Source organism: Crossiella sp. NPDC003009, assembly GCF_053591555.1.
The window spans coordinates 1-22,777 of sequence record NZ_JBSFUA010000001.1; the positions used below are offsets into that span (position 1 = coordinate 1).

General features: G+C 72.8%; 22 protein-coding genes and 1 pseudogene. 16 read left to right on the plus strand and 7 right to left on the minus strand.

What is annotated here, in order from left to right; genetic code table 11:
* The 5 genes and pseudogenes from ACWDY5_RS00005 to ACWDY5_RS00025 all read left to right on the plus strand — a co-directional run.
* A pseudogene (locus ACWDY5_RS00005) lies at positions 1–207 on the plus strand (ABC transporter ATP-binding protein); the annotation flags it as partial.
* Complete coding sequence (locus tag ACWDY5_RS00010) at positions 204–1,199, plus strand: LLM class flavin-dependent oxidoreductase (RefSeq protein WP_449720127.1); 996 nt, start codon at positions 204–206, stop codon at positions 1,197–1,199. The pseudogene ACWDY5_RS00005 and the gene ACWDY5_RS00010, both read left to right, overlap by 4 nt.
* A gap of 10 nt (positions 1,200–1,209) precedes the next feature.
* Positions 1,210–1,626, plus strand: coding sequence for a nuclear transport factor 2 family protein (locus tag ACWDY5_RS00015; RefSeq protein ID WP_449720128.1), 417 nt, complete (start codon positions 1,210–1,212; stop codon positions 1,624–1,626).
* A 114-nt stretch (positions 1,627–1,740) separates the two neighbouring features.
* The gene (locus tag ACWDY5_RS00020; RefSeq protein ID WP_449720129.1) at positions 1,741–2,196 is read left to right on the plus strand and encodes a hypothetical protein; all 456 of its coding nucleotides are present in this window, start codon (positions 1,741–1,743) and stop codon (positions 2,194–2,196) included.
* 63 nt (positions 2,197–2,259) lie between these two features.
* Positions 2,260–2,748: a glutathione peroxidase gene (locus tag ACWDY5_RS00025; RefSeq protein ID WP_449720130.1), complete on the plus strand. Its 489-nt coding sequence runs from the start codon at positions 2,260–2,262 to the stop codon at positions 2,746–2,748.
* A 4-nt stretch (positions 2,749–2,752) separates the two neighbouring features.
* Here the strand turns inward: ACWDY5_RS00025 and ACWDY5_RS00030 are convergent, their stop codons facing one another.
* From ACWDY5_RS00030 to ACWDY5_RS00040, 3 genes are all read right to left on the minus strand, one after another.
* The gene (locus tag ACWDY5_RS00030) at positions 2,753–3,349 is read right to left on the minus strand and encodes a TetR/AcrR family transcriptional regulator (protein WP_449720131.1); all 597 of its coding nucleotides are present in this window, start codon (positions 3,347–3,349) and stop codon (positions 2,753–2,755) included.
* Positions 3,350–3,425: 76 nt separating this feature from the next.
* A complete protein-coding gene (locus tag ACWDY5_RS00035) occupies positions 3,426–4,619 on the minus strand; it encodes an MFS transporter (protein ID WP_449720132.1) in 1,194 nt (397 codons plus the stop codon).
* 68 nt (positions 4,620–4,687) lie between these two features.
* Entirely contained in the window at positions 4,688–4,813 is a 126-nt protein-coding gene (locus ACWDY5_RS00040) for a hypothetical protein (RefSeq protein ID WP_449720133.1), read from the minus strand.
* A 166-nt stretch (positions 4,814–4,979) separates the two neighbouring features.
* Between ACWDY5_RS00040 and ACWDY5_RS00045 the strand changes: the two genes are divergently transcribed.
* Positions 4,980–7,808: a lantibiotic dehydratase gene (locus ACWDY5_RS00045; protein ID WP_449720134.1), complete on the plus strand. Its 2,829-nt coding sequence runs from the start codon at positions 4,980–4,982 to the stop codon at positions 7,806–7,808.
* Entirely contained in the window at positions 7,805–9,016 is a 1,212-nt protein-coding gene (locus ACWDY5_RS00050; RefSeq protein WP_449720135.1) for a lanthionine synthetase C family protein, read from the plus strand. The genes ACWDY5_RS00045 and ACWDY5_RS00050 overlap by 4 nt, the downstream gene beginning before the upstream one ends.
* Before the next feature lie 6 nt (positions 9,017–9,022).
* Here ACWDY5_RS00050 and ACWDY5_RS00055 read toward each other — a convergent pair whose 3' ends face one another.
* Positions 9,023–9,763, minus strand: coding sequence for an SDR family NAD(P)-dependent oxidoreductase (locus ACWDY5_RS00055; RefSeq protein ID WP_449720136.1), 741 nt, complete (start codon positions 9,761–9,763; stop codon positions 9,023–9,025).
* Between the two features lie 100 nt (positions 9,764–9,863).
* Between ACWDY5_RS00055 and ACWDY5_RS00060 the strand changes: the two genes are divergently transcribed.
* Entirely contained in the window at positions 9,864–10,472 is a 609-nt protein-coding gene (locus ACWDY5_RS00060; protein WP_449720137.1) for a TetR/AcrR family transcriptional regulator, read from the plus strand.
* 7 nt (positions 10,473–10,479) lie between these two features.
* Here ACWDY5_RS00060 and ACWDY5_RS00065 read toward each other — a convergent pair whose 3' ends face one another.
* The 3 genes from ACWDY5_RS00065 to ACWDY5_RS00075 form a co-directional block, all read right to left on the minus strand.
* A complete protein-coding gene (locus ACWDY5_RS00065) occupies positions 10,480–11,325 on the minus strand; it encodes a helix-turn-helix transcriptional regulator (RefSeq protein ID WP_449720138.1) in 846 nt (281 codons plus the stop codon).
* Positions 11,322–12,320 (minus strand): aldo/keto reductase, encoded by a 999-nt coding sequence (locus ACWDY5_RS00070; RefSeq protein WP_449720139.1) that lies wholly within the window; start codon positions 12,318–12,320, stop codon positions 11,322–11,324. The genes ACWDY5_RS00065 and ACWDY5_RS00070 overlap by 4 nt, the downstream gene beginning before the upstream one ends.
* A gap of 65 nt (positions 12,321–12,385) precedes the next feature.
* Positions 12,386–14,239 carry a S9 family peptidase gene (locus ACWDY5_RS00075; RefSeq protein WP_449720140.1) on the minus strand — a complete coding sequence of 618 codons (1,854 nt, stop codon included), beginning with the start codon at positions 14,237–14,239 and terminating at the stop codon, positions 12,386–12,388.
* Between the two features lie 68 nt (positions 14,240–14,307).
* Between ACWDY5_RS00075 and ACWDY5_RS00080 the strand changes: the two genes are divergently transcribed.
* From ACWDY5_RS00080 to ACWDY5_RS00115, 8 genes are all read left to right on the plus strand, one after another.
* On the plus strand, positions 14,308–14,775 hold the full coding sequence (locus ACWDY5_RS00080; protein ID WP_449720141.1) for a GNAT family N-acetyltransferase: 468 nt from the start codon (positions 14,308–14,310) through the stop codon (positions 14,773–14,775).
* 31 nt (positions 14,776–14,806) lie between these two features.
* Positions 14,807–15,376: a TetR/AcrR family transcriptional regulator gene (locus tag ACWDY5_RS00085; protein WP_449720142.1), complete on the plus strand. Its 570-nt coding sequence runs from the start codon at positions 14,807–14,809 to the stop codon at positions 15,374–15,376.
* A 1-nt stretch (position 15,377) separates the two neighbouring features.
* Positions 15,378–15,773 carry a tautomerase family protein gene (locus ACWDY5_RS00090; protein WP_449720143.1) on the plus strand — a complete coding sequence of 132 codons (396 nt, stop codon included), beginning with the start codon at positions 15,378–15,380 and terminating at the stop codon, positions 15,771–15,773.
* Positions 15,774–15,960: 187 nt separating this feature from the next.
* A complete protein-coding gene (locus ACWDY5_RS00095) occupies positions 15,961–16,884 on the plus strand; it encodes a TauD/TfdA dioxygenase family protein (RefSeq protein ID WP_449720144.1) in 924 nt (307 codons plus the stop codon).
* Between the two features lie 87 nt (positions 16,885–16,971).
* A complete protein-coding gene (locus tag ACWDY5_RS00100; RefSeq protein ID WP_449720145.1) occupies positions 16,972–17,757 on the plus strand; it encodes a trypsin-like serine peptidase in 786 nt (261 codons plus the stop codon).
* Between the two features lie 74 nt (positions 17,758–17,831).
* Positions 17,832–18,632, plus strand: coding sequence for a hypothetical protein (locus ACWDY5_RS00105; RefSeq protein ID WP_449720146.1), 801 nt, complete (start codon positions 17,832–17,834; stop codon positions 18,630–18,632).
* The gene (locus ACWDY5_RS00110) at positions 18,626–19,324 is read left to right on the plus strand and encodes a MerR family transcriptional regulator (protein ID WP_449720147.1); all 699 of its coding nucleotides are present in this window, start codon (positions 18,626–18,628) and stop codon (positions 19,322–19,324) included. The genes ACWDY5_RS00105 and ACWDY5_RS00110 overlap by 7 nt, the downstream gene beginning before the upstream one ends.
* Positions 19,325–19,333: 9 nt before the next feature.
* On the plus strand, positions 19,334–22,726 hold the full coding sequence (locus ACWDY5_RS00115) for a protein kinase domain-containing protein (RefSeq protein ID WP_449720148.1): 3,393 nt from the start codon (positions 19,334–19,336) through the stop codon (positions 22,724–22,726).
* The last annotated feature ends 51 nt before the right edge of the window (positions 22,727–22,777 follow it).

The following is a 22,777-nucleotide window of genomic DNA, read 5'->3' on the forward strand; positions in this document are numbered from 1 at the left end:
CAACGCTTCCGCAGCATCGCCGACACCTCCACCAGCCTGCTGGTGGCCCACCGCTTCTCCACCGTCCGGATCGCCGACAAGATCATCGTCATCGAAGGCGGCAAACTCGTCGAACAGGGCACGCACACCGAGCTGATGCGCCAAGGCGGCCACTACGCCTACCTGTTCAACCTCCAGGCCGCCGGATACCAGCCGGAGCACACGTGAAGACCTCCATCATCCTGCCGGTGATGCCAGAACACCCCGCCGACCTCACCCCCTTCGCCGAACTGGTCCGCGACACCCCCGCACACCGCCTCTGGCAGGGCCAGTCCCTCGGCCTGGAAACCCACCAGGCCTTCGCCTACCTGGCAGGCCAAGGTTTCCAGCTACCGGTCGGCATCAGCGTCACCCTCACCGCCCTGCGCCACCCCTACGAAGCCGCCCTCCAAGCCCGCTCCCTGGCCCGCCTCACCGGCCACCCCATGGTCCTCGGCATCGGCGCGGGCACCCCGGAACTCGTGGAGTCCCTGCACGGCAAGGCATACGCGAGCCCGCTGACCGCACTGGCCGACTACCTCACCATCCTGCGCGGCCTACTGTCCGGCGACCCCGTGCTCCACCAGGGCCGCCAGTACCAGATGCACGGTGGCCTGCCCCCGTTCGAGCACCCACCGGTGGAGCTCGGCCTGGGCGTCCTGCGCCCCGCCGCCGCCCGCCTGGCGGGTGAACTGGCCGACTCCGCGATCACCTGGATGACCCCGCCGGGCTACCTGCGCACCGTGCTCCGCCCCGAAATCGAAGCCGCTGCGGCGAAAGCCGGTCGCCCCACGCCCAGGATCGTCACGGTGGTGCACGTCGCAGTCCGCCGACCGGGCCGCAACCCGCACCAGGTGGCGCTCACCGCCGCCCGCGAACACCTGTCGGCCCCGCACTACACGGATATGCTCCGCCGCGCGGGCCTGCGTGTGCACCCCAGGCAACCGGGCCTGAGCGCGCGGGCGCTGGTCGACGGCGGCGTGGTGCTCACTGGCACCCTGTCCGAGATCGCGGCCGGGGTGCGGCGTTACCACGAGGCCGGAGTGGACGAGGTGGTGCTGAACACCGCTGGCGTGCGCATGCTGGAAGGCCGGGACGCCGCACTCCGGGACCTGCGCGCGGTACTGGCGGAGGTGACCACGTCGGATTCCTGCCAGCCAACCGCTGCCGGGCTTGCCTAGCCTCACCGGCATGAGCGCCGAGATCGTCCAACAGGCCTGGCAGACCTTCCGCACCCGCGACCCCGAACGCATCGCCGCGGTCTTCACCCCGGACGCGGAATGGCTTGCCCCACAAGGAAACGCGACCGCGATCACCCTGGGCATCAGCCACCACATGGTCGGCGGGGAGCAGATCGCGCACTTCCTCGCCGTCGACTTCCCCCGGCTGTTCGCCAAGGACGTGGAGGTGACCTTCCGCGGCTTCCACGTCGCGGGTGACGTGGTGGTCGTCGAGGAGACGATGACCGCCACCCTGGCCGACGGCAGCCCCTACCGCAACGACTACTGCCTGGTCTTCGAGGTCCACAATGGACTCATCCACCGGGTGCGCGAGTACCTGGACACCGCAGGCGGCGCCCGCCAGCTCGGCGTCCCGGCTACGGCGTAAATCACTGCCTGACCTGCGTCGGCAGCGGCTAGGGTGCTCCTGTCCGGGGCGGTCGGCGCGCGATTGCACCGGGGGGAATGCTCCCGCGCGCATCGACGCAGAACTGAGAGAACCATGTCCTCCACCCGCTTCGCCCTCATCGCGCTCACCCTGGGCGCTGCCCTGCTCACCGCCGGTTGCGGTGGCGCCGCGCCTGCCGCCTGCGACCAGCAGCAGAACGCGGTCACCGCCGCGGAGAAGACCTTCACCGAGGCCGACACCACGGCCAAGACCGCCGAGGGCAAGCTCGCCGAGATCAACAAGGCCAAGGACGCGGCCAACGCCGAGGCGGACAAGGCCGTCGAGGCGGCAAAGGCCGCCAGGGAGAAGTCCGCGAAGGGCGGCGCCGCGCAGCACGCGGAAGCGGCTTCGGCCAGCACGCACTCCACTCGCCTGCTGGCCACGGCCACCGGCCTGATCGCGGACGCGGCCCAGGCCCGCGAGGACGCCGAGAAGGTCAGGGGCAAGGCCACCGAGGCGAACCAGGCCGTCACCGACGCCAAGCAGAAGCTCGCCGACTGCCGCAAGTGAGCGCACCGTCCGCTCCGTCACCCCGGTCGCACGGTGGCGGAGCGGGCGACTAGCGTGACCCCGGTGACCCTGTACGACATCCCGCTGCGGACCCTCACCGGCGAGCCCACCACCCTGGGCGAGCTGCGCGGCAAGGCCCTGCTGATCGTCAACGTCGCCTCCAAGTGCGGCCTGACCAACCAGTACACCGGCCTGGAGGCCCTGCAGGAGCGCTACGCCGCTCGCGGCTTCTCCGTGGTCGGCTTCCCGTGCAACCAGTTCGGCGGCCAGGAGCCGGGCAGCGCGGAGGAGATCCAGACCTTCTGCTCGACCAGCTACGGCGTCACCTTCCCGATGATGGCCAAGATCGAGGTCAACGGCCCGGACCGGCACCCGCTCTACACCGAGCTGGTCACCACCGCGGACGCCGAGGGCGAGGCCGGGGACATCCAGTGGAACTTCGAGAAGTTCCTGCTCGACCCCTCGGGCAAGCCGGTGGCCCGGTTCCGCCCGGCCACCACGCCGGAGGACGACGCGGTGGTCGGCGCGATCGAAGCGGTCCTGCCCGCCTGACCCGTCACCTGGCCGTGCCGATCCCGTCCATGAGGTTGGCCACCAGCGCCAGGATGAACTTGTCGGTGACCGGTTCGTCGGGTACCAGCAGCCGGTTGTAGACCGCGCCCCAGAGCTGGTCGATGACCACGCGCACATCGACCTCAGCGCGGATCTGCCCCTGTTCCTGGGCGCGCTGGAGCCGGGTGACCGCCAGTTGGCGTCGTTGCGCGGAGTACCGCTCCCGGAAGGCGACCGAGAGTTCGTGGTCGGTCTGCGCCTGTCCGATCAGCTCGGTGACGATCTTCCCGCCCGCGGTCTTGGTCATGACCTTGGCGAAGGAGCGCAGCTGGCTGGTCAGGTCCGCGCGGATGTCCCCGGTGTCCGGGAAGGCCAGCGTCTCCTGGACGGCGTGGAAGTAGCCGTCCAGGGCCAGCGCGCCCTTGGAGGGCCACCACTTGTAGAGCGTGGTCTTGCTGACCCCGGACACCCGCGCGACCCGTTCGAAGGTGAAGTCGGCCAGCCCTTCGGCGAGCAGCAGTTCGCCCGCGGCCCGCAGCACGTCGGCCCGGACGTCGTCAGCCGGGCGGCGTCCGCGTCCGCTGCGTGCCCTGACGGTCATGCCGACGGCCACCTCCCGAGCTCCACAATGGATCTTACGACCACATAAGCACGGGGCGGTGGGGCTGTCCAGCTGATCACCAGGCCGCCGGCTGTGCCGTCCCGGTGAAAACCCGCCAGGTGCCGATCGTGAGACCACACGCCACCGCGCAACCCAGCCAGAACGGCGCGGTGAGCCCCCACCGCTCGGCCAGCACCCCGCCCAGCAGTGCGCCCACGACGTTGCCCGCCCGGCCGGTGAACAGCAGCGTGGCGCCGACCCGGCCGAGCAGCTCCGGCGGGACCAGGCGCTGCCGCAGCGTCACACAGACCACCCCCCACACCGTGCCGTGCACGCCCAGCACCAGCAGCACCGCGCCGAAGAGCAGGCGATCTTCCACCACGGCCATGGCCAGGTGCAGCGCCGCCTCGGCGAGGATGCCCAGTCGCACCGTCCGGTGGTGCCCGAGCCGGGTGACGATCCGCTCGGCCACCACCGCGCCGAGCACTCCGCCGACGGCCAGCACGGCCATCAGCACGCCGTACCCGGCCGGGCCGACGTGCAGCCGTTCGCGCAGGAACAGCACGAGCACCGCGGCCGCGGCGGTCATGGTGAGGTTCAGCAGGCCGTCGACGACGGCGAGGGCGCGCAGCAGGCGGTGGTCGCGCAGCCAGCGCAACCCGGCCGCGATCTCCGCTCGCAGCGGCGGCGAGGGTTGCGCGCGAGTCACCCGGAAGGTCCCTGGCAGCAGGGCGAGCAGGACCGCGCTGACCGCGTAGGTGGCGGCGTCGACCAGGAACGGCAGGCCGGCGCCGAGTCCGAACAGCAGACCGCCCAGCGGTCCGGCCGCCATGCCCTGGCTGACCGCGACCCCGCCCTCCATGCGCGCGTTGGCCCGCTCCAGGTCCCGCCGGGGCACCAGGGCGGGAATGAGCGTCTGGCTGGCGGCGCGGAAGAGCACCTCGCCGGTGTGCACGGCGAACAGGCACAGGTACAGCGACCACAGCTGATCCGTGCCGGTGAGGACCAGCACACTCAGCCCGCCGACGGCGGCCACGCGGGCGAGATCCACCGTGACGAGCAGCCACCTGCGGTCGACCCGGTCGGCGATGGCCCCGGCGGGCAGCCCGAACAGCAGCCACGGCAACCAGGTCAGGGCGGTGGCGGCGGCGATCGCGGTGGGGTCAGCGGTGTGCGCGGCGACCAGCAGCGGCCCGGCGACCGCGGTGATCCCGCTGCCCAGGGCCGAGGTTGTGCTCGCCCACCACACCGCGCGGTAGCCGGCGTTCATGATGCCTCCTCAGCAGAAGGACCCCCGCCGTCGTGACGGCGGGGGTCCGACCTGGTGCTGATGCCCGCTCAGTCCTGAGTCAGGGTGAGGCGGCTGCTGCAGGAGCAGAAGCGGCCACCGGTGGTGGCGAGGGCTTCCGCGGCCTGCGGGTGCGCGGCGGGCTGCTCCTGCAGGTCCAGGTCGAACTCGTGCATGTGACTCTCCATTCGTTGTGGGCCAGGGGTGAACGTCCCCGGCTCGAGATCACCTTGCTCATCCCGGACCCGCCTTGACAGACCCATGGCGATATATGGACTATCCGTGCACAAAATGCTGCCCGGTGGATCACTCCGGGTCGGCGGCCGTCATGGAGGAGCGCACATGTTCGAGCCCAGTCCAGCCGTACTCGTGCGGGCCCCGGCGCACCGGTGGCCGGATGTGGTGCGGTCACCTGAGTCGACCGACGAGGCCGGACTGGTGGATTTCCTCTGTGCGCCAAGGGATTCACGCTTTGACCGGGCGCTGGCTCGGTCCAGTCCGGCGCTGGCGGGCACCCTGCGCCGGGTCGCCGAAGGCGTGCGGCTCAAGCCCGGTGAGCTCCGCGGGGCCGCGCTCAGCCTCACCCGCTACCAGCTCCGCGCGGCCGGGCGCGGCACGCCCTTCGGTCTGCTCGCCGGGGTGGCCAGGCTGGAACTGGCCGAGTGCACCAAGGTGCTGACCGGTTCGGCGCACCGGCCGGTGTCCACAGTGGACCTTGCCTGGCTGATCCGCCAGACCCGGCTGCTCGAAGCGCGGCCGGAGGTGCGGGCGAGGTTGTCGGTGCAGGCCAACGATCTGGTGCGGGTGCGCGGTGACCGTGCGGTCCTCGACGGCGCGCTGGACCAGGACCAGGTCGCCGGACCCCGGTCTGTGCGCGCCACCGGCCCGGTCCGGCTCGCGCTCTCCCTCGCGCGCATCCCGTTGCCGTACCAGGAACTCGCGGCCGCGCTGCTGGCCGGGACGCCGGGCGCGACGGCCGAGGCGGTGGAGCGGCTGCTGGCGGCGCTGGTGGCGCAGGACTTCCTGCTCACCGCACTGCGGCCGCCGGTGGACCACCCCGACCCGCTCGGGCACGTGCGCTCGCTCGCCCCGGAGCTGCCCGGTCCCGGCACGCCCACCGCGGTCGACCTGGTGCTGGATGCCCAGGGCACGCTCTCCGCCGAGGTCGGCGCGGAGCTGGCGCGGGCAGCGCAGGCGCTGTGGCGGCTCGCGCCTGCCGACTCCTGGCAGCCCCAGCTGCGCGCCTACCACGAGGCGTTCCTGGGCCGGTACGGCTACACCGAGGCGGTGCCGCTGCTGGACCTGCTCGACCCGGAACGCGGTCTCGGCGCGCCGGCCGGGTACCTGCACCCGGCCAGCGAGCGCGAGGCCCCGCCCCGGAGCACCGACGACTCGCGTGAGGCGACGCTGGCCGAGCTCGCGCTGGCCGCGCTGGCCGAAGGACGGGACCTGGTCCTGGACGACGCGCTGGTGGCACGGCTGGCCACACCCGCAACCGCGCTGCCACCACACGGGTTCGACCTGATCGCCGAACTGGTCGCGCCCAGCGCGCGGGCCGTCGACGACGGTGCCTTCCGGCTTGTGCTCACCCCGTGGACCGGCAGCCAGGCGCCCGGTTCGACCTTCGGGCGCTTCGGCCACCTCTTCGAGGAGGACCTGCTCGCCGCCGGACCCACTGCGCCCGACCGCATCACCGCACATCTCGTCGGCGCGCCGCTGCTGGTCAAGCACCGCCCGATCACGCGCACGAGGTCGTGGCTGGCCGACCGGCTGGCACCCGGTTCCTTCGGTGGCAACCTGGAGCTGGCCGACCTGGCCGTCTTCGCCGATGAGCACCGGCTGCGGATCTGTTCGCTGAGCCGTGGGCAGGAGGTGGAGTTCTTCGCCCATCACCAGCTGGACAGCACGCTCGGCGTGCCCAACGTCGCCCGGTTCGTGCAGGAGATCACCGGCACCGGGCGGCGGTCGTTCGCACCGTGGCTGTGGGGCTCGCTGGAGCGGCTGCCCGCACTGCCCCGGGTGCGCTTCGGCCGGGTGGTGCTCTCACCGGCGCGGTGGCGTTGTGCCGCGGCCGAACTGCGGGACCGCTCGGCCTCCTGGGCACAGTGGGACCGCGACTTCGCCACCTGGCGGACCCGGTGGTCGGTACCGGACCGGGTGCTGGCCGGGCGCACGGACAAGCTGTTGCGACTGGACCTGAGGAACTCCTGGCACCGGCAGGTGCTGCGCGCCGATCTGCTGGACGCCGGCGAGCTGGTGCTGGAACTGCACGAGGACCTGTCCGCGGGCGGCGGCGCGGGCTGGTTCGACGCCGGCGTCGAGGTGGCCGAGGTCGCCGTGGCACTGCGCTCGACCGCCGTGGAACCGGTGGCGGCGGTGATTCCGCCGCTCGCGCCTCGGGTCGCACCGGAACTGCCGGGCGGGGAATGGTTGTACGCCAAGCTGTACTGCGCTGCCGCGGGACAGCGCGAGCTGCTCGCCGGGCCGGTGGCGCGGTGGGTGGCGGAGCTGCCGCCGGAGGTCGCCGAGTGGTTCCTGCTGCGCTTCGCCGATCCCGAGCCGCACCTGCGGTTGCGGCTGCGCGGCGAGCCGTCGGCGCTGACCGGTCCGGTGCTGGCGAGCCTGCGCGCCTGGGCGGGCGAGCTGATCGCCGCCGGGCTGGTGCGACGGTTCGAGCTGAGCGGCTATGAACCGGAGGTCTCCCGTTACGGCGGGGTGGACTTGCTTCCCTTGGCGCACCACGTCTTCCACACCGACAGCGCGCTCGCGCTGGACATCCTGCGCCGGCCTGGGGAGGTCTTCACCGCGGCGGTGGCCGCCGCCGACGAGCTGGTCACCGCACTGCTGTCCGGCACCCCGCTGGACCCCGTGGAGTGGGTGCTGTCCCGCATCCCGCACGACGAGGCGCTGCACGCCGGATTCCGGGAGCGACGCGAGGAACTGCTCGCTGCCGACGTGCCGCTCTCGGCGGCCCGGACCGAGGCGTTGCGGGCCTATGGCGGGGCACTGCATGCCGCCGGTCCGTCCCTTGTGGACGGTGTGCTGCTGAGCCTGCTGCACCTGCACCACAACCGGTTGTGCGGCATCGACCGCGCCGCCGAACGACAGGTGCTGGCCGCGGTCCGGGGCCTGGCGCGGGTGCGCCAGGGACGCCGCAGGGTGGGGCGATGAACGCCGGGGAGGTGGTGGCCGAACTGGCCGAGCGGCTGGCCGATCCGGCGCGGGTGCGCGCCAAGGCCGACGGTCACTGGGATCCGGCCTCGCTGGTGGAGGGCTACGCCGGGATCGCGGTGCTGCACGCCAGCCTGCCCGGCGGCCACGTCCGCGCGCACGCCCACCTGCTGGCCGCGGTCGGCGAGCGCACCGGTTCCGGACGTGGCGGGCTGTTCAACGGCGACCTGGCGCTGGGGTTCGCCGCCCGGATCGCGGCCCGCTCGGCGACGGAGTACCGCTCGTTGCGCGCCGCCGTGGACGCCCACGCCCGGCGCGCACTGACCTGGCACGAGCAACGGCGGCCGTTCTACTACGACGTGATCGGCGGCCTCACCGGCCTTGGCCGCTACCTCCTGGCCGCCGGGCAGACCGATCCGCTGATCCAGGTGCTGCGCCGCCTGGTGGCCCTCGCCGAGCCCACGGTGGCGCACGGCCGCCGGGTGCCGGGCTGGTGGACTCCGCGCCCGCCCACCGACGCGGGCGACCCGGCGGCGTTCCCGCACGGCCACCTCAACCTCGGCCTGGCCCACGGCATCGCCGGTCCGCTGGCCCTGCTGGCGCTGTGCACCACCGCCGGGGTCGAGGCGCCGGGCCAGCAGGCGGCGATCACCAGCCTGGCCACCTGGCTGCTGGCGCACGCCGGGCAGGACGAGCACGGCCCGTTCTGGCGCCACCACCTCACCCACGCCGAAACCACCGGCGAACGCCCGCCGCGAGGACCGGCCCGGCCCGCCTGGTGCTACGGAACCCCCGGCGTGGCCAGGTCCCTGCAACTGGCGGCTCAGGCCATCGGCGAGCCGGTCTGGGCCGATCGCGCGGTGGCGGCCATGCGCGCCACGCTGGCCCGCGACGACTGGCAGCACCTGGATGCCTCCGTGTGCCACGGTGCGGCCGGCGCGCTGCACCTCACCGCCCGGATCGCCCACGACAGTGGCGACCCGCACCTGCTCGCGGCCCTGCCGGGCCTTCTTGAGCAGGTGCTGGCCTTCGCCGACCCGGCGGCGCCGTTCCTGTTCCGCTACCCCGACGCCGCCCTCCGGCCCACCGCCGACCGCGCGGGTTACCTGGAAGGCGCGGCCGGGATCGCGCTGGCGCTGGCCACGGCGGCCGGGATGTGTTCGGTGGCGGGGCCGGTGCCGTGGGACGCGGCGCTGCTGCTGGGGTGAGCCGGCTCAGGCGGCGAAGCCACCGTCGACCAGGATCGAGGTGCCGGTGACGAAGCGGCCGCCGGGACCGGCCAGGTGGGCCACCATGCCCGCGATGTCCCGCGCGTGCCCGTAGTGGCCCAGGGCGATGAAGCCGCGGAGGTAGTCGGCGGCGGGTCCCTCGGCCGGGTTCATGTCGGTGTCCGTCGGACCCGGATCCACCACCACGGCGGTGATGCCGCGCGGGCCGAGGTCCCTGGCCAGGCCCTTGGTCAGGCCGGTGAGCGCGGACTTGCTCATCGCGTACAGCGTCATGCCCGGTCCGGGCAGCCGGTGGGTGAGGCAGCTGCCGATGTTGATGATCCGGCCGCCCTCGCCCAGGTGCCGGGCCGCGGTCTGCGCGGCCAGGAACACCGACCGGACGTGGAGGTCCAGGGTGCGGTCGAGCTCCGCCAGGGTCACCTCCTCCAGGGGACCGGAGGGGAACACGCCGGCGTTGTTGACCAGGATGTCGAACCCGCCGAACTCGGCCGCGGTGGTCTCCACCGCCGCCCGCGCCGCCTCGGGGTCCGCGCCGTCCGCCTGGATCGCCAGCGCCCGCCCGCCGTCGGCCCGGATCTCCTTCTCGATCGCCTGCGCCTGGTCCGCCGAACCGCGGTAGGTCAAGCCGACCGCGGCCCCGTTCGCGGCCAGTGTCCTGGCGATCTCCGCCCCGATACCCCGGCTGCCACCGGTCACCAGAGCCACCTTGCCCGATAGGTCAGTCATCTGATCCCTCATTTCTATGTCGATTGACACAGAAATCTAAGCAGGGAAAACGTCCCTGTCAAACGCTGACGTAGACTCTGCGGCGGAGGCGAGGGAGCGTATGGCGCAGCGGGGCAGACCGCGTGGCTTCGATCGGGAGGCCGCGCTGCGGAAGGCCATGGAGGTCTTCTGGAAGTACGGCTACGACGGCGCCTCGATGACCCGGCTCACCTCCGCGATGGGCATCGTCTCGCCCAGCATCTACGCCTGCTTCGGCAGCAAGGAAGGCCTGTTCCGGCAGGCCGTCGAGCTCTACGGCGCGACCGTCGGCGCACCGGCCCAGCGCGCGCTGGAAGAGGCGCCGACGGCGTACGAGGGCATCCGCGCGATGCTGCGGGCCAACATCGTCAGCTTCACCGACCCGGAACGGCCGCCCGGCTGCATGGTCGTGCTCGCCGCCTCGGCGGGCAGCGCGCGCAACGAAGAGGTCAGCGCGTTCGTCACCGAGCGCCGCAAGGCCGTGCGGGAGGTCTTCCGGCAGCGGCTGAGCCGGGGCGTGGCCGAGGGCGACGTGCCGGCCACCGCGAACCTGGACACCCTCGCCGCCCTGTACGCCACGGTGCTGCACGGCCTGGCCATCGAGGCCCGCGACGGCGCCGACCGCGCGGAGCTGGAAGAGATCATCGAGTCCGCGATGCTCAGCGCGCCCACAGTGGACAGTCGCAGCTGAGGCTGGCTCAGCCGTCGAAGGCCTGCTCGCCGAGCACCTCCAGGAAGTCGAAGCCGGCCGCGGCGGCCGAGCCCGGTTGCGGCCGGAAGATCACCATGCGGTGGCCGGTGGCCGAGCTGAGCACGATGTCGCACTGCACGTCCAGCGGCCCGGTGTGCGGATGGACGAGCTGCTTGCGGGTCGAGCGCAGCGGCCGCACCGCCAGCTCCGCCCAGTACCGGCCGAACTCCGCGCTCGCGGCGAGCAGGTCGGCGACGAGGCGGTCGGCCGCCGCACCCCGGCCCGCCGCGGCCGCGCGCAGGTCCGCCGCGTAGCCACGCCCGATCTCCTCGTGTTCCGCGGCGACGTTGAGCGAGCGCGCGGCGGGATCGGTGAACCAGCGCCAGGTCGCGTTGCCCGCCCGGTCGTCACCGAGCTGCCAGGAGCCGAGCAGAGCCTGGCTCAGCCGGTTCTGCGCGAGCATCGTGGTGAGGTCGTCCATGACGTGGGCGGGGACCGTGGTGAGCGCGTCCAGCAGGTGCATCATCGCCGGGTCGACGTAGCCGCCGCCCGCCCCGGCAGGCGGTGGCGCGTGCCCGGCGAGGCGGTACAGGTGGTCCCGTTCGTCCACCGACAGCCGCAGCGCCCTGGCCAGCGCGGCCAGCACGGCGGGGGAGGGGTGGGCGTTGCGGGACTGTTCCAGCCGCTCGTAGTAGTCGACGGAGACGTCGGCCAGCAGCGCGACCTCGGCCCGGCGCAGGCCTGGGGTGCGCCTGCGCCCGCCGGGGATGAGCCCGACGTCCGCGGGCCGCAGCGCTTCCCGCCTGGCCCGCAGGAACTGGCCGACCTCGTTGTGCCCCATGGCGTTGCTCACTCCTGCACGGCCCGCATCGCGGTGGCGGCGTACCGCTGGCCGACTACCTCGCCGGGCGGGATCACCGCGGCGAGTGCGCTGAGCGTGGCGCGGTCCAGGGTGAGCTCGGCGGCGGCCACGTTCTCCTCGAGGTAGGCCCGTCGTTTGGTGCCGGGGATGGCCACCGCGCCCTGGGCGAGCACCCAGGCCAGGGCCAGCTGTCCCGGCGTGCGGCCGTGCTGCCCGGCGATGGCCCGGACCCGGTCGGCCAGCGCCAGGTTGTGCGCGAAGTTCTCGCCGTGGAACCGGGGAGCCGAACGCCGCCAGTCGTTGTCCGCCAACCCCTCCAGCGAGCGCAGCGTGCCGGTGAGCAGGCCCCGGCCCAGCGGCGAGTAGGCCACGAACCCGATGCCCAGCTCGCGCACGGTGTCCAGCACGCCGTTGGTCTCCACCGTCCTGGTGAACAGCGAGTACTCGGTCTGCACCGCCGAGAGCGGGGCCGCGGCGTGCGCGGCGCGGATGGACTCCGGCGAGGCCTCGCTGATGCCCAGGTAGCGCAGCTTGCCCTCGGCGACCAGCTCACCCAGTGCGCCGAAGGTCTCGGCCACCGGCACCTGCGGGTCCACCCGGTGCTGGTAGTACAGGTCGATCCGGTCGGTGCCGAGCCTGCGCAGCGAGCCCTCCACCGACCGCCGCAGGTAGTCCGGCCTGCCGTTGGGGCCGCCGACGATCTGGCCGGACTCGTCGAGGGTGACCCCGCCGAACTTGGTGGCCAGCACGACCTCATCCCGCCGCGACGACACCGCCCGGCCGAGCAGCTCCTCGCCGGTGAACGGGCCGTACATGTCCGCGGTGTCGAACAGGGTGACGCCCAGCTCGACCGCCCGGTGGATCGTCGCCACCGCCTCGGCGTCGTCCCTGGTGCCGTACATCGCGGTCATGCCCATGGTGCCCAGGCCCTGGACCGAGGTGGTCAGGCCCTGGCTGCCGAGCGGGTGCGCCGAGTTGATGCTCATCTGGTCCTCCGGTTGTCGGTTGCCCCGCAAGCATGTGCCGCGATGGGCGTGCTTCCAGCGTCCAGTCAAGACCCGTTCGCCGAGGACGACCCAACGCCGTCCGTCAGGTGGTGGGGCAGGAACTCCGCGACCGTCGACAACGCCTCGATCTCGTTGTCCCGCTTGGTGAAGCCGTGGCCCTCCTCCGGGTAGACGTGGTAGCGGACCGGCACGCCGCGGGCGCGCAGGGCGGCCACGATCTGGTCGCTTTCCGCTTTGGCCACCCTCGGGTCCCGGGCGCCCTGGATGACCAGCAGTGGCGCGGTGATCCGCTCGGCGTGGGTGATGGGCGAGCGGGCCAGCAGCCGCTCGGCCTCGGTGTCCGGGTCGCCGATCCAGGCGGCCATCAGCGGCCGCCAGGTCGGTGGCACCGACCGGGTCAGGGTCACCAGGTTGGCCGGGCCGACCAGGGACACCCCGGCGGCCCAGCCGAGGTGCGGCAGCCGGGACAGGCAGGACAGCGCGGCGAACCCGCCGAAGGAGGCCCCGAAGACGCCGATCCGGTCCGCCCGGACCCACGGCAGGCCGCGCAGGAACAGCACGGCGTGTTCGAGGTCGCCGAGCTCGCCGCCGCCCCAGTCCCGGTGGATCAGCTTCTGGAAGGAGCTGCCGTAGCCGGTGGAGCCGCGGAAGTTCGGCGCGAGCACACCGATCCCGTTGGCCAGCAGGTATTGGTAGAGCCCGCTGTACTGGTAAGCGGGCCGTTCCTGCGCCTCGGGTCCACCGCGGACGGACAGCAGCACCGGGAACGCGCCGGTGCCATGGGGCCGGTACAACCAGGCCGGGATCCGCCGCCCGTCGTGCGTGGGGTAGCGCACGAGCTCGGGCTCGACCGGTCTCCGCTGGGCCAGCGCGGGCGGGCGGTTGTCCGCGAGGTAACCGAAGCTGCCCGTGTCGAGGTTGAGCAGGGCGAGCTCGGTCGGCTGGGTGGGTGAGTTGGCCAGGAACGCCAGATGTGAGCCGTCGGCGGAGAGGGCCAGCGCGGAGATCATCCCCGCGGGCAGCTCCGGCAGGTTCAGCGGGACACCGCCGCGCTCGGCGTGCAGCCGGGAGACACCGTCCACATTGACCGTCCGCACCAGAGTGTTCCCGTCCGCGGAGCAGGCCGTCTCCTCCACGTCCCAGCCGGGGTCCTGCACGGTAGTGGTGGTGCGCCCGTCGGCGAGGTGGTGGAAGGCCAGCCGCTGGAACTGGCCGTCGGCGTTGGTGTGCACGAAGAATCCGGCGGAGTCCGCGGCCCACGGCCCGGGATCGCAGACGTGCCCGGCGTCCTCCGGGGTCGCGGCGTGTGCGGGCAGGTCGGGGTGTGACAGGTCGACGAGCACGCAGTGGGTGTTGGTCTTCCCGCGCATGCCCCTGGCGAGCAGCCACCGGCCGTCCGGGGAGGCCGAGACCGCGCGGAGCATGACGCCGGGCCGGGACTCGACGCGGTGCACCACATCCGAGTCCAGCTCGTGCACCAGCAGGTCCTGCACCAGGGGGTCGCGGTCGTTGGCGGCGTAGAGCAGCCGCCTGCCGTCGGGGGTGAACGGGTTGGCGGCCAGGATGTGCTGCCGCCCTTCGGTTTTCGTGAGCTGCCGCTGCAGCCCGGTGGCCAGGTCGAGCAGGTGGAGCTGGTACTGCTCGTCGCCGTTGTGGTCGGTGGCGAAGGCCAGCGTGCGGCCATCCGGCGACCACGCCACCCGGCGCACCGACCGCTCCGGCAGGCCGGTCAGCCGCCGCTGTCCCGACTCCTCCCACAGCCAGAGGTCGAATCGCTCGCCGGTGTTGCGGACATGGGCCAGGGCACGGCCGTCCGGCGAGATCGCCAGCGCGGGCCAGTACCGCGTGCCCGGCACGTACTGCTCGAACATGGACAGCTCCACTCCGTGACCGTCCATTGTGTATATGGACAGTATGTTCATATCATGGTTTTATGCGGTGGACACGCCCGTTGATACTGGTAGCCGTGGACGCGACTATCAGCACGAGCAAACCCGCGACATGGACGCTGCGCACGGCGGAACCGGCCGACGTGGAAGCGATCGCCGAACTCCGCGCGCGGGTGCTGCGCCCGGACCTGGAACGGTTGGGGCGCTTCGACGAGCACCGGGTCCGCCAGCGCCTGCGGGACTCCTTCTCCGCCCAGTACACCTCGATCATCAAGGTCGACGGCGCGTTCGCCGGCTGCGTCACCCTGCGCCCGACTGAGCAGAGCTGGTGGCTGGAGCACTTCTACCTCGACCCGGACTTGCAGGGGTGCGGCCTCGGATCCGCCGTGCTGCGCACCCTGCTGGCCCGCGCCGACGCCGCAGCCGTGCCCGTCCGCCTGAACGTCCTGCAGGGCAGCGCCGCCCAGCGGCTGTACGAGCGGCACGGCTTCACCGTGGAGTCCCAGGATCCGATCGACGTCTACCTGGTGCGCGAGCCCGCTTGAGTCTGTACCTACTAGTATGTATGGTCCGGTGGTGGACACCAGGGAGAAGCTGATCGAGAGCACCCGCGCGCTGCTGTGGGAGCGCGGGTATGTGGGCACCAGCCCGAAGGCCATCCAGGAGCGCTCCGGCGCCGGCCAGGGCAGCATGTACCACCACTTCTCCGGCAAGCCCGAGCTCGCCCTGGCCGCGATCAACCGCACCGCCGAGGACCTGCGCGCCAGGGCCGAAGCCGCCTTCACCGCACCCGGCCCGGCCCTCGACCGGGTGGCCGCCTACCTGCGCCGCGAACGCGAGGCGCTCAAGGGCTGCCCGGTCGGCCGGCTCACCCAGGACCCCGAGGTGATGGCCGACCCCGCTCTGCGCGACCCGGTCGAGGCGACCTTCGCCTGGCTCACCACCCGCCTGGCCGACCTGCTGGCCGAAGCCCAGTCCAACGGGGAGCTCGCCCCCGCCCTCGCCCCCGGGCCCACCGCCACCGCACTGGTCGCGGTCCTCCAGGGCGGCTACGTGCTGGCCCGCGCCGCAGGCACCACCGAGCCCTACACCAACGCCATCGAAGGCGCGCTCGGCCTGCTCGCCAGCCACCGGGAAGGCCGCTGACATGCCCTTCGTCCGCATCGACGCCCTGCATGCCGGCCCCGCCCGCCTGGCCGCCCTCGGCCGCGCCGTGCACCAGGCCCTGGTCGAGACCATCGGCATCCCGCCCGACGACCTGTTCCAGGTGCTGACCGCGCACGACGGCGTCACCAGCACCCTGCGCTACGACAACTTCCTTGGCATGCAACGGGATGCGGGCGTGGTCTTCGTGGCGATCACCCTGCGCTCGGGGCGGCCGGTGGCGCGCAAGCAGGCGCTGTACCGGCGGATCGCGGAGCTGGCCGAGGAGTACGCGGGGACCGAGCCGCGCAACGTGCTGGTCACGCTGACCGAGAACGAGCCGGCCGACTGGTCGTTCGGGCACGGGGTGGCGCAGTACGTCGAAAATCCTCCCGCTTAGTGGGAACCCTTGCCCGGAGTGTGGCCGAGGCCGGATGATCGGGGCATGGCTTCGGAGTTGTGCGCTGGTTCGCGGTGGCGTGGTGCGGGCGTGGCCGCCCTGCTCGTGCGCCGCGGCCGCCTGGGATCGCCGCCCGCGTGACCTGACCCCGTCACGCACCCGCATGCCAACCCCGAGGACTCTCGCCATGACACTGCACCTGTCCGCGTTGCGCCCGGCCATCACCCCTGACGACGGCATCCTGGAAGGCCCGCGCCTGCTGCGCCGCCTGCCCGAGACGATCGAGGAACGCCCCTACGAGCTGTTCACCCTGCGCCCGCTGGGCCGGGTGATCGGCGCCGAGATCACCGGCGTCGACCTGGCCGATCCGCTGAGCCCGCGCATGCGCGGCGAGCTGAACCGGGCGCTGCTGGAGTGGAAGGTGTTGTTCTTCCGGGACCAGGCGATCACCTCGGCGCAGCAGCGGGCCTTTGCCGCGCACTGGGGGGAGCTGGAGACCAACCCGTTCATCCCGCAGGGCGAGGCGGCCGAGGTGACCCGGTTCGAGCGTGGGGCCGGTATGCCGGGGATGGAGAACATCTGGCACACCGATGTCACCTTCCGGCCGGAACCGGCGCTGGGTTCGGTGTTGCGGCTGATCACGGTGCCGCCGCTGGGTGGCGACACGATGTGGGCGGACATGGCCGCGGCCTACGACAACCTGCCTGCCGAGGTCCAGCGGCGCATCGAGGGCCTGCGCGCGGTGCACGACTACATCCCCGGCTTCGCCCGCTTCACCGACCCGGAACTTCTGCTGCGCCACCAGGAACAGTTCCCGCCGGTAGAGCACCCGGTGGTGCGCCGCCACCCGGAGACCGGCCGCCGCACCCTGTTCGTCAACCAGGCCTTCACCACCCACATCACCGGCCTGGACCGCGCCGAGAGCGACCGCCTGCTGCGCTATCTGTTCACCCAGGCGCACACCCCGGAGTACCAGGTCCGCTTCCAGTGGCGGCCGGACTCGGTGGCGTTCTGGGACAACCGGGCGACCCAGCACTACGCGGTCAACGACTACCACCCGCACACCAGGATCGCCGAGCGGGTGGCCATCGCGGGGGACCGGCCGTACTGACCGAAGGGCCGCCCGTTGGGCCGGTAGATGGTGCGGACCAGCGGGCAGCCACGGCCGGAAGTCGTTGCGGTGTCCCATGATTGGCCGATGACCTTTCGACTACTGAGACGCGTCGTGGTGCTGGCGGCGGCGGGCGTGCTCACCCTGACCGGGATCGCGGCGGGTGCGGAACCGCCTGCCGCGCAACGCTCTGCCGCCGCTCGACTGGCCACTGTGGACACTCTGTCGGCGCTGGTCGGCCCCAACCGGACCGTCGGGGTGCTCTACACCCTGCGCCCCGACGGATCGGTGCAGTCCTCCTGCACCGCGGCCACCGTGCCGAGCGCGACCCGGAGCCTGATCGTCACGGCGGCGCACTGCCTGGCGCCCGGCGGCACCGGCGCCTACTACCACAGCTTCGAGTTCCTGCCCGGCTTCTCCCCGGACCAGCCCCGTCCGTTCGGCACCTTCAAGGGCATCCGGCCGTCAGTGGCGCCCGCCTGGCTGAACAACCGGGACTACGCCTTCGACATCGGCTTCCTGTCGGTGCAGCGCAACGAGTTCGGGCAGCGGCTCGGTGACGTGGTCGGCGAGAACGGTTTCCAGGCCAACCAGCCGGTCAGCGCGCCGCGCACCGTGTGGGGCTACCAGGACGGCTTCGTCCAGCAGTCCTGCTTCGGCCAGACCTACTCCTACGACGCCACCCGGATCGCCATCAACTGCCGCTACGACCGCGGCGCCAGCGGCGGACCGTGGCTGCGCGACTACAACGCGACCAGCCAGCTCGGCCACGTCAACGGCGTGAACAGCCAGTCCGGCAACGGGTTCGCCACCTCGTCCTACTTCGGCGGCGCGATCTGGAACCTGTACCAGGAGCGGGCCAACGGGTCCTGAGAGCCACCGGTCGCGCTCCAGCGGCTTCTGAGCCATTGACCTTGACCCGAGGGCAAGGTTGACGCTGGTGCGGTATGAGCGGTTGGCGGCGGGTGCTGGTCATCTTCCCGGTGGTGTCGCTAGGCTGCGCGGCCATGGCACTGGTCTCCGGGCTGGTGCCGTGGCCGCATGCGCCGGCGCTGCTGCTGGCGGCGGAGGGACCACATCTCGGGCTGGTCGTGGGCACCGTGGGGTACGCGACGGTGCTCTCCGTGCGCCGGTGGCGGGCCGGGCAGCGGTGGTGGCCGGCGTTCCGGCGCTCCTGCTACCAGGTGCTGCCCGCGCCGGTCGCCTGGGCGATCACCAGGGAACTGGCGAGCCTGGTCGCGGTGGGCGCGCTCCTGCGGCGGCGTCCGTTTGCGGGTGACCACGGCGGCGGGCGGGGCCGGGTGTTCGCGGTTGTCCTGGTAGCCATCGTGGTCGAGCTGGTGGTGTTGCACCAGGTGATCCCCTGGCCGGTGGTGCGGCTGGTGCACGACGTCGTGGGCGGGTACTCGCTGATCATCGTGCTCGGCTATTGGGCGGTGCCGCTGACCCGCCCGCACCAGGTGCTGCCGGACCGGCTGGTGCTGTGGTCCGGACCGGAACTCGTCGCGGAGCTGCCCCGGCGTGGAATCACAGTGGCACAACGGGTACCGCGGCAAGGTCGGGCAAAGCTGAGCGAGGACGGGTGGCTGGTGCTGCCCAACGGCCGCGGCTTGACCAACCTGATTCTCCAGCCGGATCAGCCGGTGCGTGCCAGGCTGGGGGGACGGACAGGCTGGGTGCGCGGCGTTGAGCTGGGACTCGACGATCCGGCCGCGTTCCGCGCCGCGCTGGAGGGGGGAGAATGCTGATCGGTGAGCTCGCCGAGGTTGCCGGGGTGTCGACCAAGACGATCCGGCACTACCACAAGGTCGGGCTGCTGCCCGAGCCCGCGCGGCTGGCCAACCGCTACCGCCGCTACACCGTGCGGGACGCGGTGCGGCTGGCCCGGATCCGGCGGCTCACCGAACTCGGGCTCAGCCTGGCGGAGACGCGGGAGGCGCTGGCCGCCGACGAGGGCCGCGGTCTGACCGAGCTGCTCGGGCGGCTGGCGGCTGACCTGGAACGACAGGAGCGGGAGCTGCGGGAGCGACGGCTCCGGCTGCTCGCCCTGGCGCGAGGTGACGCGGAGGAACCGGTCGCCGAGCTGGCGCGGGTGCTCGCCGCCGCCTTCCCGGACAGCGCGACGGCCGGCCGGGACCGGGACTACCTCACCGTGCTGGCCAGGCGGATCAGCCCCGAGCTGGTGGCGTGGTGCCGGAACCTGCTCCGCGATCCGGACCTGGTTACCCGCCTGCGGCCGCTGTACCGCCGGTTCGACGAGCTCGCCGAAGCGCCGGCGGACGACCCGCGGATTCCGCAGCTGGCCAAGGACATCGCCGAGCTCATCCCGGCGGGACCAGGAACCCGGCGGCATCCCGTCGCGGCGGCGGCCGCGGTGGACCTGCCGCCCGCGCTCGCCCGGTTGCTGGACTGCCTGCTGGCGCGGTGGTTGCCCGGGTAACGTGCACCCGTGGACGCTGATCTCGTGCGGCCCTGGCAGCCGGGGCAGGTTGTCCTTGACCTGTATGAGGTTCTGGACGTCATCCGGACCGGTGGGATGGGCCTGGTCTACCGGGTGCGGCACCTCGGGTGGGATGTAGAGCTGGCGGTGAAGGCGCCGCGGCGGGAGCTGGTGGGCACGGACGCCGGGGAGCGGCGGTTCGCGGCGGAAGCCGAGTCCTGGGTGGGGCTTGGGGCGCATCCGAACACCGTGAGCTGCGTGTACGTGCGGCGGCTCGGCGGGCTGCCGAGGGTGTTCGCGGAGTGGGTGGACGGCGGAGACCTGGCCACGGCGGTGCGGCAGCGGCGCATCTACCGCGAGGGCAACGGGTTGGCGCGGGTGCTGGATGTCGCCATCCAGTCGGCCTGGGGACTCGGGCACGCGCACGAGAGCGGGCTGGTGCACCAGGATGTCAAGCCCGCCAACGTGTTGCTGGCCTCGGACGGGGCGGTCAAGGTCACCGACTTCGGGTTGGCGGGGGCTCGGGCGGCGGCGGGGGAGCGGCCGGTGGTCGCCGGTGGGAGTGTGCTGGTCAGTTGTGGTGGGCTGACGCCTGCCTACTGTTCGCCGGAGCAGGCGCGGGCGGCGGCCGGGGCGGAGGTGCGGCTGACCAGGGCGACGGATGTGTGGTCCTGGGCGGTGAGCGTGCTGGAGTTGTTCACCGGTGGGCCGCCGACCCGGTTCGGGCAGGCCGCGGCGGAGGCGTTCGCGGGCTATCTCGCGGATGGGCCGCCAGAGCCGGGGTTGCCGGTGATGCCCGCTGGTGTGGTGGCGTTGCTGGAGCGGTGTTTCCGGGTCGATCCTGGGGAGCGGCCGTCGGGGATGGCCGAGGTGGCCGCGGAACTTGTTGCGGTGTATGGGGAAGTTGCCGGTCCTTATCCTCGAGTGCGGCCGACGGCGGCGACGCTGCTGGCCGACGGGTTGTCCAACCAAGCACTGTCCATGATGGACCTTGGGCACGACGATCAGGCGGACGCGTTGTGGGAGCGGGCTTTGCTGGCCGATCCGCGGCATCCGCACGCGGTGTACAACCGCGGTGTGCGGCGCTGGCGGGCCGGGGAACTTAGTGACACCGAGCTGCTCGCGGAGGTCGCGGACAGCGCTGACGAGCACCTGCTGGGCTTGATCCACCTGGAGCGGGGTGACGCCGAGCAGGCGCGGGACCTGCTGCGCGCGGCGGCCCGGCGGCAGCCCTCGGCCGAGGTGCGGGCGGCGCTGGCCAGGGCGGAGCGGTTGCCGCCGCTGCGGGAGCCGCTGTGCCTGGCGGGGCGGGCGGGTGCGGTGGCGCTCAGCGCGGACGGGCGGGTGGTGGCGGCCGGGGAATGGCCGGTGGACGGCGAGGGCGGGGCGGTCCTGGTGTGGGACCGGCGCACCGGTGTGCTCCGGCATCGGCTGGCTGGGGCGGTCGCGGTGGCGTTGAGCGCCGACGGCGGGGTGCTGGCCGCGGGCGGTCACGATGGCACGGTGTGGGTGTGGGACCTGCGCGAACCGGCGTTGCTGGGCCGGTGGGCCGGGCACACCGGGCAGGTGGCGGCGGTGGCGGTGAGCCCGGACGGCGGGCGGGTGGTGACCGCGGGGCGGGACGGCGCGGTGCGTGTGTGGACGGCCGCTGGGGAACTGGCGCACGCCCTGGAACAGCCGGGGTCGGGGTCGGCCGCCGAGGTGCGGGTGGACGGGCGGGTGGTGGTGCGCTGGGACCGGCACACGCGGCGGTTGCGGGTGTGGGAGCTGGACAGCGGGCAGCTGCTGCGGTCGTTCGGGGTGCGCGGCGGGCAGGCGGTGCTGAGCGCGGACGGACGGGTGGCGCTGGTGGCCGACCGGTACGAGCTGGCGGTGTGGCGGCCGGAGTCCGGTGAGCTGCTGCGCACCCTCGATCGACCGGTCGGTTGGGCGGATCCGGTGGCGGTCAGCGGGGACGGATCGCGGGCGGTGACGGCAGGTCAGGACGGGTTTCGGCGGTGGGAGCTGGCCACTGGGCGGTGCCTGCGCGCTCTACCGGCCGGTCGGTCGGAGGCGCTGGTGCTGAGTGCCGATGGCGGGCTGGCGGTGTCGGCCGGCGAGGGGCTGGTGCGGGTTTGGGAGGTGCCGCCGGGTGGGCCGAGGGCGGCGTGGAGCTATCCGCGGCCGCGGCCCGCGGTGGAGTTGTCCGACACTGCTGAGGCGGTGGCCGCGGCGCAGGATCGGGCGGATCGGTTGGCGGAGCGGGGAAAGTGGACCGGCGCGGCGGCGGAGTTGCGGTCGGCGATGGCGTTGCCGGGGTACGAGCGCAGTCCCGGGTTGCTGGCGCGGTGGGCGCGGCTGGGACGGCAGGGGCGGCCGAGCGGGGTGCTGGGGGCCCGGCAGGTGCAGCAGCTCGAGGGGCAGGACCAGTGTGCGCTGAGTGCTGATGGGCGGTTAATGGTGTCGGCTGGGGCTGGCCTGAGCGTTGATGTGTGGGACGTCGCCGCGGGGACCCGGGTGCGGCGGTTGAGCGGGCATGGCGACTCGGTGCGTGCGGTGGCGCTGGATCCGGCCGGGGAGTTCGCCGTGACCGGGTGCGCGGACGGGAAGGTCCGGGTGTGGGACCTGGCCGACGGTGAGTGCACGCGGGTGTGGGACGGGCATCGCGGGGAGGTGGTCGCGGTGGCGGTGCGGGGGCGCGCGGTGGTGTCGGCGGGGGAGGACCGGACGGTGCGGGTATGGCAGCTGGACGGGCGGCGGGGGCGGGTGTTGCGGGGGCACGGGAAGCGGATCCGGTGGGTGGAGTTCAGCCCGGATGGCGCGCGGGTGTTCTCGCGGGATGTGGCGGGGATGTTGTGGATCTGGGACGTGGGCGGTGGGCGGACGGGGTGGTTGCGGAAGGTGCGGGGCGGGCCCTCGCCGAAGGTGCTGGGTGGTGCGGTGAGCGGGGCCAGCCAGCTCGCCGTCAGCGCCGACGGCCGGATCGGCCTGCTCAGCGGCCCCACCGCCACCGTCCTGCTCTGGCACCCGCCCACCGGCGACTACCTCGGCGTGCTCGCCGGCGCGGGCTCCCGGGTCACCGCCCTCGCGATCAGCGACCGCACCGGCTACTCCGGCGACGAGGACGGCACGATCTGGGTGTGGGACCTGGCCGCGCAGCGCGCGATGCACCCGCTGACCGGGCACGAAGGCGTGGTCAAGCAGCTGGTGGCGCACGACCGCTTCCTGTTCTCCGCCGGCGCGGACGGGACCGTGCGGGTGTGGGATCCGGAGGCCGGGCGCTGTCTGCGGGTGCTCGCCGGGCACGCCGGGGCGGTGGAGTTGGTGCGGGTCAGCGGGGATGGGCGGACCGTGGTGTCCTCGGGTGCGGACAAAACGCTGCGGGTGTGGGAGGTCGACTGGGATTATGTGTTCCCCGACTGAGCGAGGGGAATCGCGGTGCTGTTGAGGTGTTTCGGCTGGTCCTGTCCACGG

Excerpts from the sequence above, each read along its gene's own strand:
- ACWDY5_RS00015 (WP_449720128.1), top strand. The coding sequence starts at position 1,210 with ATGAGCGCCGAGATCGTCCAACAGGCCTGGCAGACCTTCCGCACCCGC.
- ACWDY5_RS00020 (WP_449720129.1), top strand. The coding sequence starts at position 1,741 with ATGTCCTCCACCCGCTTCGCCCTCATCGCGCTCACCCTGGGCGCTGCC.
- ACWDY5_RS00030 (WP_449720131.1), bottom strand. The coding sequence starts at position 3,349 with ATGACCGTCAGGGCACGCAGCGGACGCGGACGCCGCCCGGCTGACGAC.
- ACWDY5_RS00035 (WP_449720132.1), bottom strand. The coding sequence starts at position 4,619 with ATGAACGCCGGCTACCGCGCGGTGTGGTGGGCGAGCACAACCTCGGCC.
- ACWDY5_RS00040 (WP_449720133.1), bottom strand. The coding sequence starts at position 4,813 with ATGCACGAGTTCGACCTGGACCTGCAGGAGCAGCCCGCCGCGCACCCG.
- ACWDY5_RS00045 (WP_449720134.1), top strand. The coding sequence starts at position 4,980 with ATGTTCGAGCCCAGTCCAGCCGTACTCGTGCGGGCCCCGGCGCACCGG.
- ACWDY5_RS00050 (WP_449720135.1), top strand. The coding sequence starts at position 7,805 with ATGAACGCCGGGGAGGTGGTGGCCGAACTGGCCGAGCGGCTGGCCGAT.
- ACWDY5_RS00055 (WP_449720136.1), bottom strand. The coding sequence starts at position 9,763 with ATGACTGACCTATCGGGCAAGGTGGCTCTGGTGACCGGTGGCAGCCGG.
- ACWDY5_RS00060 (WP_449720137.1), top strand. The coding sequence starts at position 9,864 with ATGGCGCAGCGGGGCAGACCGCGTGGCTTCGATCGGGAGGCCGCGCTG.
- ACWDY5_RS00070 (WP_449720139.1), bottom strand. The coding sequence starts at position 12,320 with ATGAGCATCAACTCGGCGCACCCGCTCGGCAGCCAGGGCCTGACCACC.
- ACWDY5_RS00075 (WP_449720140.1), bottom strand. The coding sequence starts at position 14,239 with ATGGACGGTCACGGAGTGGAGCTGTCCATGTTCGAGCAGTACGTGCCG.
- ACWDY5_RS00090 (WP_449720143.1), top strand. The coding sequence starts at position 15,378 with ATGCCCTTCGTCCGCATCGACGCCCTGCATGCCGGCCCCGCCCGCCTG.
- ACWDY5_RS00095 (WP_449720144.1), top strand. The coding sequence starts at position 15,961 with ATGACACTGCACCTGTCCGCGTTGCGCCCGGCCATCACCCCTGACGAC.
- ACWDY5_RS00100 (WP_449720145.1), top strand. The coding sequence starts at position 16,972 with ATGACCTTTCGACTACTGAGACGCGTCGTGGTGCTGGCGGCGGCGGGC.
- ACWDY5_RS00105 (WP_449720146.1), top strand. The coding sequence starts at position 17,832 with ATGAGCGGTTGGCGGCGGGTGCTGGTCATCTTCCCGGTGGTGTCGCTA.
- ACWDY5_RS00110 (WP_449720147.1), top strand. The coding sequence starts at position 18,626 with ATGCTGATCGGTGAGCTCGCCGAGGTTGCCGGGGTGTCGACCAAGACG.